Source organism: Luteimonas pelagia (assembly GCF_054776035.1).
This window is the reverse complement of record NZ_BAAHCG010000002.1, coordinates 623,895-638,120: the sequence shown is the minus strand read 5'-3', so window position 1 is coordinate 638,120 and position 14,226 is coordinate 623,895. Positions and strand designations below refer to the sequence as shown.

General features: G+C 71.8%; 7 protein-coding genes. 5 read left to right on the top strand and 2 right to left on the bottom strand.

Translation table 11 applies throughout. From position 1 onward, the window contains the following. The first annotated feature begins 34 nt into the window (after positions 1 to 34). The 5 genes from ACYU7H_RS08170 (at position 35) to ACYU7H_RS08150 (ending at position 7,828) form a co-directional block, all read left to right on the top strand. Positions 35 to 2,200 carry a TonB-dependent receptor family protein gene (locus ACYU7H_RS08170; RefSeq protein WP_460813754.1) on the top strand — a complete coding sequence of 722 codons (2,166 nt, stop codon included), beginning with the start codon at positions 35 to 37 and terminating at the stop codon, positions 2,198 to 2,200. A gap of 44 nt (positions 2,201 to 2,244) precedes the next feature. Further along, the gene (locus ACYU7H_RS08165; RefSeq protein ID WP_460813753.1) at positions 2,245 to 4,104 is read left to right on the top strand and encodes an ABC transporter ATP-binding protein; all 1,860 of its coding nucleotides are present in this window, start codon (positions 2,245 to 2,247) and stop codon (positions 4,102 to 4,104) included. A 25-nt stretch (positions 4,105 to 4,129) separates the two neighbouring features. Then, positions 4,130 to 5,302, top strand: coding sequence for a PQQ-dependent sugar dehydrogenase (locus tag ACYU7H_RS08160; RefSeq protein ID WP_460813752.1), 1,173 nt, complete (start codon positions 4,130 to 4,132; stop codon positions 5,300 to 5,302). A 21-nt stretch (positions 5,303 to 5,323) separates the two neighbouring features. Next, a complete protein-coding gene (locus tag ACYU7H_RS08155) occupies positions 5,324 to 6,070 on the top strand; it encodes an NYN domain-containing protein (protein WP_460813750.1) in 747 nt (248 codons plus the stop codon). Positions 6,071 to 6,151: 81 nt separating this feature from the next. Beyond that, a complete protein-coding gene (locus ACYU7H_RS08150) occupies positions 6,152 to 7,828 on the top strand; it encodes an ABC1 kinase family protein (protein ID WP_460813749.1) in 1,677 nt (558 codons plus the stop codon). Between the two features lie 20 nt (positions 7,829 to 7,848). Here ACYU7H_RS08150 and ACYU7H_RS08145 read toward each other — a convergent pair whose 3' ends face one another. Beyond that, positions 7,849 to 12,801 (bottom strand): NAD-glutamate dehydrogenase, encoded by a 4,953-nt coding sequence (locus tag ACYU7H_RS08145; protein WP_460813747.1) that lies wholly within the window; start codon positions 12,799 to 12,801, stop codon positions 7,849 to 7,851. Between the two features lie 215 nt (positions 12,802 to 13,016). Further along, a complete protein-coding gene (locus ACYU7H_RS08140) occupies positions 13,017 to 14,189 on the bottom strand; it encodes an acyl-CoA dehydrogenase family protein (RefSeq protein ID WP_460813746.1) in 1,173 nt (390 codons plus the stop codon). Between the last annotated feature and the right edge of the window lie 37 nt (positions 14,190 to 14,226).

The following is a 14,226-nucleotide window of genomic DNA, read 5'->3' as shown; positions in this document are numbered from 1 at the left end:
GCTACGCTCGGGCGCCGCGCCGAACCGCTCCCCCGTGCCCCGAAACCGACGTCCCGCCGCCCTTCCCGCGCGCCTGTTCGCGGGCGCCGCGCTGGCCTCGTGCCTGGCGCCGGTGCTGCCCGCGCACGCGCAGGACGACGCGCCGGACGCGGACCGCGCGACGCGCGGGGACGACGCGGTGGACCTCGGCGCCATCCGCGTCGCCGGCCTGCGGCCCGCCCTTTCGTCCTTCCCGGGCGCCGTGACGGTGCTCGACGCCGCGGAACTTCAGGACGGCCAGCGCCAGGCCAGCCTCGCCGAGCCGCTGCAGCGCGTGCCCGGCGTGCTCGCGCTCGAGCGCTGGAACCTCGCCCAGGACGTGCAGGTCCAGAGCCGCGGCTTCGGCGCGCGCAGCACCTTCGGGATCCGCGGGCTGCAGCTGGTCGTCGACGGCGTGCCGGCCACCGCACTGGACGGCCAGGGCCAGGCGGCACCGTTCGCGCTGGGCGCGCTCGATCGCGTCGAGGTGGTCCGCGGGCCGCTCGCCCTGCAATACGGCAACGCGCCGGGCGGGGCCATCGTCGGCGCCACGGCGCCCCGCACGACGCCTGATTGGCGCGCGCAGGCCTGGGCGGGTTCGAACGACACCACGCGGCTCGCCCTGCGCGGCGACGGCGGCACCGACGACGATACGTTCGCGTGGCGGGCGCACGGCGCCTGGCTGCGCACGGACGGTCCACGCGAGCACAGCGCCGCGGACCGCCGGCAGGCCGGGCTCGCCGCGCGCTGGCGACCCGCCGGGGGACATGAGGTCCGGCTGGTCGCGGACGTGCTCGCGCAGCCGGACACGCACGATCCGCTGGGCCTCACCCGTGCGCAGTGGGAAACCGAACCGCACGGGACCGACCCGGCCGCGATCGCGTTCGACACCCGCAAGCGCATCGACAACCGCCAGGGCGGCCTGCACTGGCGCATCGCCCATGCCAGCGGACACGAGAGCTGGGTCGCGCCGTACGTCGTCTCGCGCGAGATCGTGCAGTTCCTGTCGATCCCGCCCGGCGCGCAGGCCGCGCCCACCAGTTCGGGCGGCGTCATCGATCTCGCGCGGGAGGAAACGGGCGTTTCGATCGGCCATCGCCGCCGGTTCGGTGACGGCGCGTTCGCGTTCGGCATCGACGCCGGCCGGCTCGGGGAACGGCGGCGCGGCTTCGAGAACTTCCGCGGCGACACGCTCGGCGTGCGCGGTGCGCTGCGTCGCGACGAGGACAACACCGTGCGCAGCCGCGCGGCCTGGGCGTCCGCCGAATGGCGGTTCGCGCCCGCGTGGACGGCACTCGGCGCGGCGCGCGCGACGCGGCTGGACTTCGTGTCCGACGACGCGTACGTCGCCCCCGGCAACGGCGACGACAGCGGCCGGCGCACCTTCGACGGACAGGCCGTCTCGCTCGGGCTCGCCCGGCGCTTGTCCTGGGGGGAGGCCTTCGCCAGCGCGGGCCGCGGCTTCGAGGCCCCGACGGTGGTCGAGCTGGCCTACCGGCCGGACGGCGGCACCGGGTTCAACACCGCGCTCCGGGAAGCGACGTTCGACACCGCCGAGGTCGGCCTGCGCTGGCGCGGTGACGCCTGGCGCGGCAGCGTCACGGCCTGGCGCGTGGATGGCGAGGACGACATCGTGCCCGCGACCAGCAGCGGCGGCCGCACCAGCTTCGCGAACGCGGGGGGCACCCGCCGCCAGGGGGTCGAGGCCAGCCTGGAGGCCGCGCTCGGCGCGGATTGGCGCCTGTTGCTGGTCGGCAACTGGACCGAGGCGACGTTCGAGGACGGCTACAGCGTCCGCGTCGTGCGTGGCGGCGTGGCCGACACCCGCGTGGTCGACGCCGGCGCTCGCGTCCCCGGCATCCCGCGCGTGCACGGGTTCGCGGAACTGGCCTGGCGCGCACGCGCGGACCTGGAGCTTGCGCTCGAGGCCGCGGGCAACGCCGCGATTCCCGTCGACGACGCCAACACCGACGCCGCGCCGGGCCACGTGCGCCTCGCGCTCGCTTTGCGCTGGCGGTCGCAGCGCATGCCGGGCTGGCACGCGTTCGCGCGCATCGACAACCTCGCCGATCGCGTCGCGGTTGGCTCGGTCATCGTCAACGAGGCCAACGGCCGGGCGTTCGAGCCACTGCCGGGGCGCCAGTTCACCGTCGGCCTGGGCTGGACCGCCGCCCGCCGCTAGCCACGTTTCACCCCAGCCAGCCGCGCCTCGGGGAAGATCGCGCGATGCCGACAGACCACGCCACGCCGCCCGGGCCGCACCCCAGCTTCCGCGAACGCCTCGGCGCGCTGCGCAACCTGCCGCCGTTCCTGCGCCAGATCTGGGCGACCAGCCGCGTGCTGACGCTCACCAGCCTCGGGTTGCGCGTCGTCCGCGCGCTGCTGCCGGTGGCGATGCTCTACGTCGGCAAGCTGATCATCGACGAGGTCGTGCGACTGGCCGGCGCGGGCCTGCCCGACCCCATCGCCGCGTGGCGCGACGGCACGCTCGCGCCGCTGGCCGGCCTGCTGCTGCTCGAGTTCGCCCTCGCGATCGCCGGCGACCTGCTCGGGCGCCTGGTGTCGTACGCCGATGGCCTGCTCTCGGAGCTGTTCACCAACGCCACCAGCATCCGCCTGATGGAGCACGCGGCCACGCTGGACCTGGAGGACTTCGAGGACCCGGACCTGCAGGACAAGCTCGATCGCGCCCGCCGCCAGACGATGGGGCGGATGAACCTGATGAGCATGCTGTTCGGGCAGGTGCAGGACGCGATCACCGTCGTGACGTTCGCGATCGGCCTGCTGGTCTACGCACCGTGGCTGATCGTGCTGCTGCTCGTGGCGCTCGTGCCCGCCTTCATCGGCGAGTCCCACTTCAACGCGCTCGGCTACTCGCTCAATTTCGCGTGGACGCCGGAGCGCCGGCAGCTCGAGTACGTGCGGCAGATGGGCGCGAGCGTCGAGACCGCGAAGGAAGTGAAGATCTTCGGCCTGCACCGCTTCCTGATCGCGCGCTACCGGCAGCTGGCGGAAGGTTTCTTCCGCGCCAACCGCGCGCTGGCGCGGCGGCGGGCGTTCTGGGGCACGCTGCTGGCCGCGCTCGGGTCCATGGGCTACTACGCCGCCTACGCCTACATCGCATGGCGCACGGTCCGCGGCGACTTCACGATCGGCGACCTGACGTTCCTCGCCGGCAGCTTCCTGCGACTGCGCCAGCTGCTCGAAGGCATCCTCGTCGGCTTCTCGCAGGTCGCCGGGCAGGCGCTGTACCTGGACGACCTGTTCTCCTTCTTCAGCATCGAGCCGGAGATCGTCTCGCGTCCGGACGCGGTGCCGGTGCCCCGGCCCGTCACGCGCGGGTTCGTGTTCGAGGACGTGGGATTCCGCTACCCGGGCGCGGCCAGGTGGGCGCTGCGGAATCTCGACTTCGAGCTGCGGGCGGGCGAGGTGCTGGCCCTCGTCGGCGAGAACGGCGCCGGCAAGACCACGCTGGTGAAACTGCTCGCGCGCCTCTACGACCCGGACGAGGGCCGCATCCTGCTCGACGGCCGCGACCTGCGCGACTACGACCTGGACGACCTGCGCGCCAACATCGGCGTGATCTTCCAGGACTTCGTGCGCTACCACCTGACCGCCGGCGAGAACATCGGCGTGGGCCGCATCGACGCGATGGGGGACGACGCGCGCATCCGCGAGGCAGCACGCCGCGCCATGGCCGACCAGGTCATCGCCGCCCTGCCCGGCGGCTACGACCAGGTGGTCGGCCGGCGCTTCCGCACCGGCGTGGACCTGTCCGGCGGCCAGTGGCAGAAGATCGCGATCGCCCGGGCCTACATGCGGGACGCGCAGGTGATGATCCTCGACGAGCCCACCGCCGCGCTGGATGCACGGGCCGAGTTCGAGGTCTTCCAGCGTTTCAAGGAACTCTCGGACGACCGCACCGCGGTCCTGATCTCACACCGCTTCTCGAGCGTGCGCATGGCCGACCGGATCCTGGTGCTCGACGACGGGCGGATCGAAGCCTCCGGCACGCATGCCGAGCTGATGGCCGCGGGCGGCCGCTACGCCGAGTTGTTCGAACTGCAAGCCGCGGGCTACCGTTGACGCCCCCGCCCACCCGGACCCGCCCATGCGCAGTCTCCGTCTTCCTTCGCCCCGCCTGCTCGCGCCGCTCGCGGTCGCGCTGCTCGCCGGCGCCTGTACTGCCGGCAACGGCGAGGCGCGCCCGGCAGGCCCCGCCGCGGCGACGACGCCGGCCGACGGCATGCAGGTCCGCGAGGTCGCCGGCGGGCTCGACCACCCGTGGGCGGTGGAGGCGCTGCCCGATGGCCGCCTGCTGGTGACCGAGCGCCCCGGCGCGCTGCGCATCGTGACCCGGGACGGCGTCGTGTCCGAACCGCTCGCCGGCGTGCCCGCCGTCTGGGCGAACGGCCAGGGCGGCCTGCTCGACGTCGCGCTCTCGCCGACCTTCGCCGCCGACCGCACCATCTACCTCAGCTACGCCGAGGCCGGCGACGGCGACACCGCCGGCACCGCGATCGCGCGCGCGACCCTGGGGGACGACGGCCTGTCGGACGTGGACGTGGTGTTCCGCCAGGTGCCCAAGCTCGTGGGGCCGAACCATTTCGGCTCGCGCCTGGTGTTCGACCGCGGGGGCCACCTCTTCGCCACGTTCGGGGAACGCAACGACCGCCCTACCGCGCAGGACCTAGGAAAGCTGCAGGGCAAGGTCGTGCGCTTGATGCCCGACGGCTCGATCCCGGCGGGCAACCCGTTCGCCGGCCGTGGCGACGCGCATCCCGCGGTGTGGAGCTACGGCCACCGCAACCCGCAGGCCGCCGCGCTCGATCCCCGCACCGGGCGGTTGTGGACCGCCGAGCACGGCCCGCGCGGTGGGGACGAGATCAACCTGCCCGTGCCCGGCGCCAACTACGGATGGCCGCTGGCCACGCACGGCATCAACTACTCGGGCCTGCCGATCCCCGAGGCGGTGGGCGAGACGGCGCCGGGCACGGTCCCGCCCCACCACGTGTGGGGCAAGTCGCCCGGCCTCTCGGGGATGGCGTTCCTCACCGGGCATCCGGAATCCGCGTGGAACGACAGCCTGTTCCTCGGCGCGCTGGCCGACGGCAACCTGATCCGCCTGTCGCTCGACGGCGACCGCATCGCCGGCGAGGAGCGGTTGCTCGGCGACATGGGCCGCCGCGTCCGCGACGTGACCGTCGACACCGAAGGACAGTTGTTCGTCGTCACCGACCACGACGACGGCGAGCTCCTGCACATCGTTCCGCCGGCCCGCTGAGGCCCGCGCACCGGAGGCCCCATGCCTGACGCCAGCACCAGCCAGCGTCTCGCGCTGCTGATCGACGCCGACAACAGCAACCCCGCCAAGCTGCCGCAACTGCTGGCGGAGATCGCCAAGTACGGGACCGCCAGCGTGCGCCGGGCGTACGGCAACTGGACATCCGGCCACCTCGGCGGCTGGAAGGCGGGGTTGCTCGAGCACTCCATCCAGCCGATCCAGCAGTTCAACTACACCACGGGGAAGAACGCGACCGACAGCGCGTTGATCATCGACGCGATGGACCTGCTGTACACCGGGCGGCTCGACGGGTTCTGCATCGCGTCGTCGGACAGCGACTTCACCCGCCTGGCCGCGCGCATCCGCGAACAGGGCCTGACCGTCTACGGCTTCGGCGAGCGCAAGACACCGCATCCGTTCGTGGCCGCCTGCGACAAGTTCATCTACACCGAGAACCTGGGGGAGGAGACCGCCTCGACCTCGGACAAGGGCACGGCGCGCAAGGCCGCACGCAAGCGCCCGCCCTCGCGCGACCGGAAGCTTGCCTCCCTGCTCGACCAGGCCGTGGAGGCCGCGTCGGACGACAGCGGCTGGGCCCAGCTGGGCGCCGTCGGCAGCAACCTGCAGCGACTGGCCCCGGACTTCGACTCGCGCACCTATGGCTACCGCAAGCTGCGCGACCTGGTCGAGGACCAGGACGGCTACACGGTCGAGGAGCGCAGCGGCGCCGACGGCCGCACGCACTCGGTCTGGGTCCGGGCCGACTGAGGGGCGGCGATGAAGCCGCGTTGACGCGGTGGGCACTAGCCTCGCCCGACTGACCAGGCGATCGACGAGGAACCCCGCCCCATGGCCGAACACCCCCGCGGCGCCACGCGCACGGCGCAGATCCTGGGTTTCCTGCTGAAGTACCGCAGCGCCGGCGTGTTCACCGGGCTGGACCTGGATGCGGCCGAGACCGACGCACACGCCGCGCCCGACGACGGCCGCCCCGAGGCGTTCGTCGCCGACCTGGAGGCCCTCGGGCCGACCTTCGTGAAGATCGGCCAGGCGCTCTCCACCCGGCCGGACATGGTCCCCCCGCCCTACCTGGCCGCGCTCGAGCGGATGCAGGACGACGTGGCGCCGGTGCCGTTCGCCGACGTCCGCGAGCAGGTCGAGGCGGCGCTCGGCGTGCGCCTGGGCAAGGTGTTCGAAGACTTCCAGGAGACCCCTTTGGGCTGCGCCTCGCTGGCGCAGGTGCATCGCGCCACGCTGCGCGACGGCCGGCGCGTGGCCGTCAAGGTGCAGCGCCCGGACATCACCGGCCTGATCCGCGACGACCTGGACGCGCTGGCGGCGCTCGCGCGGCGCGCCGACACGATGACCGACCTGGGCCGCCGCCTGCAATTCGCCGACTGGGTGCACGAGTTCCGGAAGACCCTGCTGGCCGAGCTCGATTACCGGATCGAGGCCGAGAACCTCGACCGCTTCGACATGCATTTCCGGGACTACCCCGAACTGTTCGTGCCGAAGCCGGTCTGGGACCTCACCCGCCGGACCGTGCTGACGATGGAGCTGGTCGACGGCACCAAGGCCACCGACGTCTCCGGCGTCCGCCGGACCGAGCAGGACCTCGGCGGGTTGGCCTCGGCGCTGATGCGCGGCTACCTGGACCAGGTCTTCGTGCACGGCGAGATCCACGCCGACCCGCACCCGGGCAACCTGCTGGTGACCGCCGACTGCCGGCTCGCCCTGCTCGACCTGGGCATGGTCGCGCACGTCCCGCCGAAGCAGCGCGACCGGCTGTTGAAGCTGCTGTTCGCGGCGGTCGACGGCCGCGGCGAGGAGGCCGCGAGCGAGGCCATCGGCATGGGCACGCGGCTGGAGGACTTCGACGAGGGTCGCTTCATCCGCGAGGTCGCGCAGCTGGTCGGCCGCTACGCGGCGCATTCCGGTTCGCAGGCGCTGTCCGAGGGCCGCATGGTGCTCGAGCTGGTGCGCATCGCCACCGGCTGCGGGTTGCGCACGCCGCCGGAGATGAGCCTGCTGGGCAAGACGCTGCTGAACCTGGAACAGGTGGCCGACGCGCTGGACCCGGAGCTGGACGTCAAGCGCGTGATCGAGGACCACCTGCAGTCGGTGATGCGGGCGCGCCTGCGCAAGTCGTTCTCGCCGGCGAACCTTGCCAGCGAGGCGATGGAGCTGCAGGCGCTGGTGCGCGAGGCCCCGCGCAAGGTCTCGGACCTGCTCGGCCTGCTGGCCGACAACCGGATGCAGGTGCGCATCACGGGGCTGGAGGAATCACACCTGCTGGAGAACCTGCAGAAGATCGCGAACCGCATCAGCGCCGGGATCATCACGGCCGCGCTGATCGTCGGCGCGGCGATGCTGATGCGGGTCGAGAGCTCGGTGCGCCTGTTCGGCTATCCGGCGATCGCGCTGGTCCTGTTCCTGTTCGCCGCCGCGCTCGGGGTCGGCATCGTCCTGAGCGCCATCCTCAGCGACCGCAAGGCCAGGCCACGCGAGGAACGCGGCCCGCGCTGACGCGGGCCGCGCCCGGACCGTCAGGCGCCGGCTTCGGCCGCCATCTGCGCCAGGCGGCGCACGGCCACGGACACCGTCGGGTAGTCCAGCGCCTTCTGCGTGCGCAGTTCGGTGAACATCGCCTGGGTGAACCGGAGCGCCGGATCGTCGCGCTCCAGCCAGTGGTCGACCTGCTCGCCGGGCGGCGTCTTGCCGGCGGTGGCGATCACGTGGCCGACCAGCGTCCGCTGCTGCAGGCGCAGTTCGTCGCGTAGCACGCCGCGCGCGTGCGCATGCCAGCGCCCCTCGACCGGCAGCGCGTCGATCTGCTCGAGCAGCCACGGCACGTGCAACGCGTCGCCGAAGGCGTAATAGACCTGCGCGACCCGCGCCGGATCCAGCTTGCGGTCGATCGCCACCTCGACGATGTCGCAGCCCGCGTCCAGCAGCGGCAGGCCGGCGAGTTGCGCGGCCAGCGGGGCGGGCATGCCGCGCTCGCGCCACGCCTTGAGCCGGCGCTCGTACGCGGCCTTGTGGTTGCCGGACAGGATGCCCGGCAGCGCGCCGCGGATCGTCTCCAGTCCCGGCGCGAAGCGCGCCACGGCCGGGGCGATCTCGGGCATCGCGCCCGGACGGCCGAGCAGCCAGCGCGACATGGAGCGAAGCAGCAGCCAGATCGCCTGCAGCGCGTCGATCTGCGCCGACTCCGCCACCTTGCCGTCGAGGGCGTCGATCTGCGACCACAGCGCGCGGGCGTCGAGCGCCTCGCGGGCGATGGTGTAGGCCTCGGCCACCTCGGCCGCGCTGCGGCCGGTGTCCTCGGTCATGCGCAGGGTGAAGGTCGCACCCATGCGGTTGACCATGGAGTTGGTCACCGCAGTCGCGATGATCTCGCGCTTCAGGCGATGGTCCTCCATCGCCTTCGCGTACTTCTTCTGCAGCGGCTCGGGGAAGTAGCGCACCAGTTCCTTGGACAGGTACGGATCCTCGGGGACACGCGACGCCAGCAATTGCTGGAAGAGCACCAGCTTCGCGTACGACAGCAGGACCGAGAGTTCCGGACGGGTCAGGCCCTCGCCGCGCGCCTTGCGCTCGGCCAGTTCCGCGTCCGAGGGCAGGAACTCGAGCTGGCGGTCCAGCAGGCCCTGCGACTCGAGCGTGCGGATGAAGTGCTGCTTGGACCCCAGGCGCGGCACGCTCATCCGCTCCATCAGGCTGATCGCCTGGTTCTGGCGGTAGTTGTCCACCAGCACCAGCGACTCGACCTCGTCGGTCATGTCGGCCAGCAGCCTGTTGCGCGCCTCGAGCGAGAGCTTCTTCTTCTGGACCTGCCCGTTGAGCAGGATCTTGATGTTCACCTCGTGGTCCGAGGTGTCCACGCCCGCCGAGTTGTCGATGAAGTCGGTATTGAGCAGCACCCCGTGGCGCGCGGCCTCGATTCGGCCGAGCTGGGTCAGGCCGAGGTTGCCGCCCTCGCCCACCACGCGGCAGCGCAGCTCGCGGCCGTCCACGCGCAGCGCGTTGTTGGCGCGGTCGCCGACGTCGGCATGCGTCTCCAGGCTGCACTTCACGTACGTGCCGATGCCGCCGTTCCACAGCAGGTCGACCGGCGCCTTCAGGATGGCCTTCATGAGGTCGACCGGGCTGAGCGCCTCGACCGAGGCGTCCAGGCCGAGCGCGGCGCGCACCTGCGGCGAGACCGGGATCGACTTCGCCGAGCGCGGGAACACCCCGCCGCCCTCGCTGATCACCGAGGCGTCGTAGTCCTCCCAGCTCGAGCGCGGCAGCTTGAACATCCGCTGGCGCTCCTTGAACGAGCGCGCGGCGTCCGGGTCCGGGTCCAGGAACACGTGGCGGTGGTCGAACGCGGCCACAAGCCGGATGTGCTTCGACAGCAGCATGCCGTTGCCGAACACGTCGCCGGACATGTCGCCGACGCCGACCACGGTGAAGTCCTGTTTCTGGCAGTCGCGGCCCAACGCGCGGAAATGGCGCTTGACCGATTCCCACGCGCCCTTGGCGGTGATGCCCATGCCCTTGTGGTCGTAGCCCACCGAGCCGCCGGACGCGAACGCATCGCCGAGCCAGAACCCGTGCTCTGCCGCGATGCCGTTGGCGATGTCCGAGAACGTCGCCGTGCCCTTGTCCGCCGCGACGACCAGGTACGGGTCGTCCGCGTCATGGCGCACCACGTCGCGCGGCGGAACCACCTCGCCGTCGACCAGGTTGTCGGTGATCTCGAGCAGGCCGTTGATGAACATCCGGTAGCACGCGATGCCCTCGGCCATGACCGCGTCCCGGTCGCCGCCGACGGGCAGCCGCTTGGCGAAGAAGCCGCCCTTCGCGCCGACCGGCACGATGACCGTGTTCTTGACCATCTGCGCCTTGACCAGGCCCAGGACCTCGGTGCGGAAGTCCTCGCGGCGGTCCGACCAGCGCAGGCCACCACGCGCGACCGGGCCGAAGCGCAGGTGCACGCCCTCCACGCGCGGGCCGTAGACGAAGATCTCGCGGTAGGGGCGCGGCTTCGGCAGGTCCGGCACCTTGGCCGAGTCGAACTTGAAGCTGACGTACTGGCGCGGGCGCCCGTCCTCGTCCATCTGGTAGTGGCTGGTGCGCAGCGTGGCGTCCATCACGCCGATGTAGCTGCGCAGGATGCGGTCCTCGTCCAGGCTGGACACGGTGTCCAACAGCGCGTGCAGCGCCTTGCGGGTCGCCTCCATCTGCGCTTCCCGGGTGCCGGCGCGCGCCTCGACCACCGGCTCCAGCGCGGCGCGCACCGCCTCGCCGTCCCCGCCGATCGCCTCGAGCTGGCGGCGCAGGCGCGCCTGGCCCTCGGCGATGTCGGCCTCGGCTTCGCTGCCCGTCGCCGGGTGGAAGCGCGCCTCGAACAACTCGACCAGCAGCCGGGCGAGCAGCGGGTAGCGCGCGAACGTCTCCTCGACGTAGCTCTGCGAGAACGGCACGCCGACCTGCAGCAGGTACTTGCCGTAGCCGCGGAGCATCGCGACCTGCCGCCAGTCCAGGCCGGCGGACAGGATCAGGCGGTTGAACCCGTCGCTTTCCGCGTCGCCGTACCAGATCCGCGTGAAGGCCTCCTCGAACACGCGGCCGACGCGTTCCGGATCCAGGTCCGCGGCGCCGCCGGCCGCCTCGATCTCGAAGTCCTGGATGTAGCTCACGCCGTCGTCGGTCACCACGCGGTGCGGGTACTCGGTGACCACGCGCAGGCCCATGTGCTCCATCACCGGCAGCACGTCCGACAGCGGCAGGCTGTCGTCGTGCCGGTAGAGCTTGATCTCGAAACGCGGCACGCCGTCATCGCCGGGTCGCCGGCGGTGGAGGCTGATCCGCAGGTCGCGCTCGTCCTCTAGGGCGGCCAGGTGCTCGACGTCGGCCGCGGCCAGCGCGGGTGTCATGTGCTCGATGTAGCCGGCGGGCAGCGCGCGCCCGAAGCGCTCGGCCAGGGCCAGGCCCTGTTCCTCGCCGTGGCGCTCGACGAGCTGCTCGCGCAGGTCGTCGTGCCAGTTGCGGACGATCTCCGCCAGCTCGGCCTCGAGCGCCTCGTCGTCGACCTCGACCGCCTCGCCCGGGCGCGGCCGCACGATGAGGTGCAGCTGGGCCAGCGGGGACTCGCCGACCTGCACGGTGGTGTCGATGTGCTCGCCGTTGAGCGCGCGCTTGAGCATCGCCTCGATGCGCCGGCGCACGTCGGTGTTGAAGCGGTCCCGGGGGATGTACGCCAGCACGGAGAAGAAGCGTCCGTATCGGTCGCGCCGGACGAACAGCTTGCTGCGCACCCGCTCCTGCAGCCCGAGGATGCCCACGCTCGTGCGGTACAGTTCCTCCTCGTTCGACTGGAACAGCTCGTCGCGCGGCAGCGACTCCAGGATGTGCCGCAGCGCCTTGCCGCTGTGGCCGGCCGGGGCCAGCCCCGACTGGCGCATCACGTACTCGTGGCGGTCGCGCACCAGCGGGATGTCCCACGGGCGGCGGTTGTATGCGCTGGAGGTGTACAGGCCGAGGAACCGCTGCTCGGCGACCGGCTTGCCGTCCGCGTCGAACTTGAGGATGCCGATGTAGTCCATGTAGCCCGGGCGGTGCACCGTCGCCCGGGCATTCGTCTTGGTCAGGATGAGCGCATCGACCGAACCCGACTGCGGCATGTAGTGCGCGGCCAGCGACTTCAGCGGCCGCGGCTTGCCGGCGTCCTCGCCGCGCAGCAGGCCCAGGCCGCTGTCGGTGTCGGCGACCAGCACTTCCTCGCCCTTGCGCTTGACCACCGCGTACTCGCGGTAGCCCAGGTAGGTGAAATGGTCGGCGGCGGCCCAGCGCAGGAAGGCCTGCGCCTCGCGGCGACCGGCGTCGGACACGGGCAGCCTCCGCTCGGCCAGGTCCTCGGCGATCTCCAGCATCTTCTCGCGCATCGCGGCCCAGTCGACCACGATCGCGCGCACGTCCTCGAGGACCCGGCGGATCTTCTCCTCGATCGCCGGCATCGCCTCGGCCGGCTGGCGGTCGATCTCCAGGTGGATGAGCGATTCGCCGTCGCCCTCGCCCGCCTTGATCAGCTTGCCGCCGCGGTCGCGCACCATCGCGACCACCGGATGGCCGAGCACGTGCACGCCGATGCCGAGTTCCGCCAGCGCCATCGTCACCGAGTCGACCAGGAACGGCATGTCGTCGTTGACGACCTGAAGCACCGTGTGGGGCGTGTCCCAGCCGTGCTTCGCGCGGGTCGGGTTGAACAGGCGCACGTTGACGGTGCCCGGCTTGCGCTTGCGCGCGAACTCCAGGAAATCCGCCGCCAGCGCCGCCCAGCCGTCGGGCTCGTGCAGCGGATATTCGTCCTCGTTCATGCGCTGGTAGAACGCGGTCGCGAAGGCGACGGCTTCGTCGTGGCGGGCCTTGGGCAGGCGCTCGCGCAGCGCGGCGTGGATCGGGGCGAGGGAAACGGCGTCGCAGCGGGCGACGGTCGGCATGGCGCTGGTCATGTCACTCTCTGGTCTTGTTCGGGCGCGGGCGCGCCCTCAGAAGCTGGATTCCTGCCGGCGTCCGCGCTGACTCGCGCCTGGGACCCGGCCAGGAGGCTCGGATTCGGTTTCGCCTGGACGTTCGCGGCCCGTACCCGCGGCCCCGTCCCCGGGACACACGGGCACGGCCGCCACGACCGGCGGGGCGGCGACCACCACCCTGGGCGGAACGTGCTTCAACGCAGGCCCGTCTCGTGGCGGGCGATCACCAGCCGCTGGATCTCGCTGGTGCCCTCGTAGATCTCGGTGATCTTGGCGTCGCGGAAGTAGCGCTCGATCGGCATTTCCTTCGAGTAGCCCATGCCGGCGTGGATCTGCACCGCCTGGTGGGCGATCCACATCGCCGCCTCCGAGGCGGTGAGCTTGGCGACGGCGGCCTCGGTGGTGAAGCGCCCGCCCTTGCCCTTCGCCCAGGCCGCGCGCAGCGTGAGCAGCAGCGACGCGTCGAGCTTGCACTTCATGTCCGCGATCTTGGCCTGGGTCATCTGGAACGCGCCGATCGGCTGGCCGAACGCCTTGCGCTCCTTCACGTACTCCAGCGTCGCCTCGTAGGCGGCGCGAGCGATGCCGATGGCCTGGCTGGCGATGCCGATCCGGCCGGCGTCCAGCACCGACATGGCGATCTTGAAGCCGTGGCCCTCCTCGCCCAGCACCTCGTCGGGCGTGGCCACGTAGTCCTGGAACTCGATCTCGCAGGTGGCCGAGGCGCGGATGCCGAGCTTCGGCTCCGTCTTGCCGCGGTGGAATCCCTCGCGGTCGCCATCGACCAGGAAGGCGGTGATGCCGCGCGCGCCCTTGTCGGGGTCGGTCATGGCGAACAGCACGAAGTACTTCGCCACCGGGCCGGAAGTGATCCAGCTCTTCTTTCCGTTGATCACGTAGCTGCCATCGTCGCGCTTGACCGCGCGGCAGCGCATCGCCGTGGCGTCGGAGCCGGACTGCGGCTCGGTCAGGGCGAAGGCACCGATCTCCCGGCCCTCGGCGATCGCGCGGACGTACTTCTGCTTCTGCTCCTCGGTGCCGTGGGTCAGGATGCCGTTGCAGAACAGCGAGTTGTTCACCGACATGATCGTGCTGTGCGCGGCGTCCGCGGCGGCCACCTCGACCATCGCCAGGACGTAGGCGATCGGGTCCATCCCGGCCCCGCCGTACTCGGCCGGCACCTCGATGCCCATCAGGCCGTTCTCGCCGAGCAGCTTCATGTTCTCCAGCGGGAACTCGCCCGACCGGTCGAAGGCTTCGGCGGACGGCGCGATCTTCTCGCGCGCGATGCGCCGCGCCACGTCCTGGATCATCAACTGCTCTTCGGTGAATCCGAAATCCACGGCATTTCCTTGCGGGCGGGACAAGAGCGGGAATTGTACCGGCTCGGTGGCGGCGCCCGCG

What these genes read in the sequence shown, in the direction of transcription:
- ACYU7H_RS08165 (WP_460813753.1), top strand. Translation starts at nt 2,245, where the DNA reads ATGCCGACAGACCACGCCACGCCGCCCGGGCCGCACCCCAGCTTCCGC.
- ACYU7H_RS08160 (WP_460813752.1), top strand. Translation starts at nt 4,130, where the DNA reads ATGCGCAGTCTCCGTCTTCCTTCGCCCCGCCTGCTCGCGCCGCTCGCG.
- ACYU7H_RS08155 (WP_460813750.1), top strand. Translation starts at nt 5,324, where the DNA reads ATGCCTGACGCCAGCACCAGCCAGCGTCTCGCGCTGCTGATCGACGCC.
- ACYU7H_RS08150 (WP_460813749.1), top strand. Translation starts at nt 6,152, where the DNA reads ATGGCCGAACACCCCCGCGGCGCCACGCGCACGGCGCAGATCCTGGGT.
- ACYU7H_RS08145 (WP_460813747.1), bottom strand. Translation starts at nt 12,801, where the DNA reads ATGACCAGCGCCATGCCGACCGTCGCCCGCTGCGACGCCGTTTCCCTC.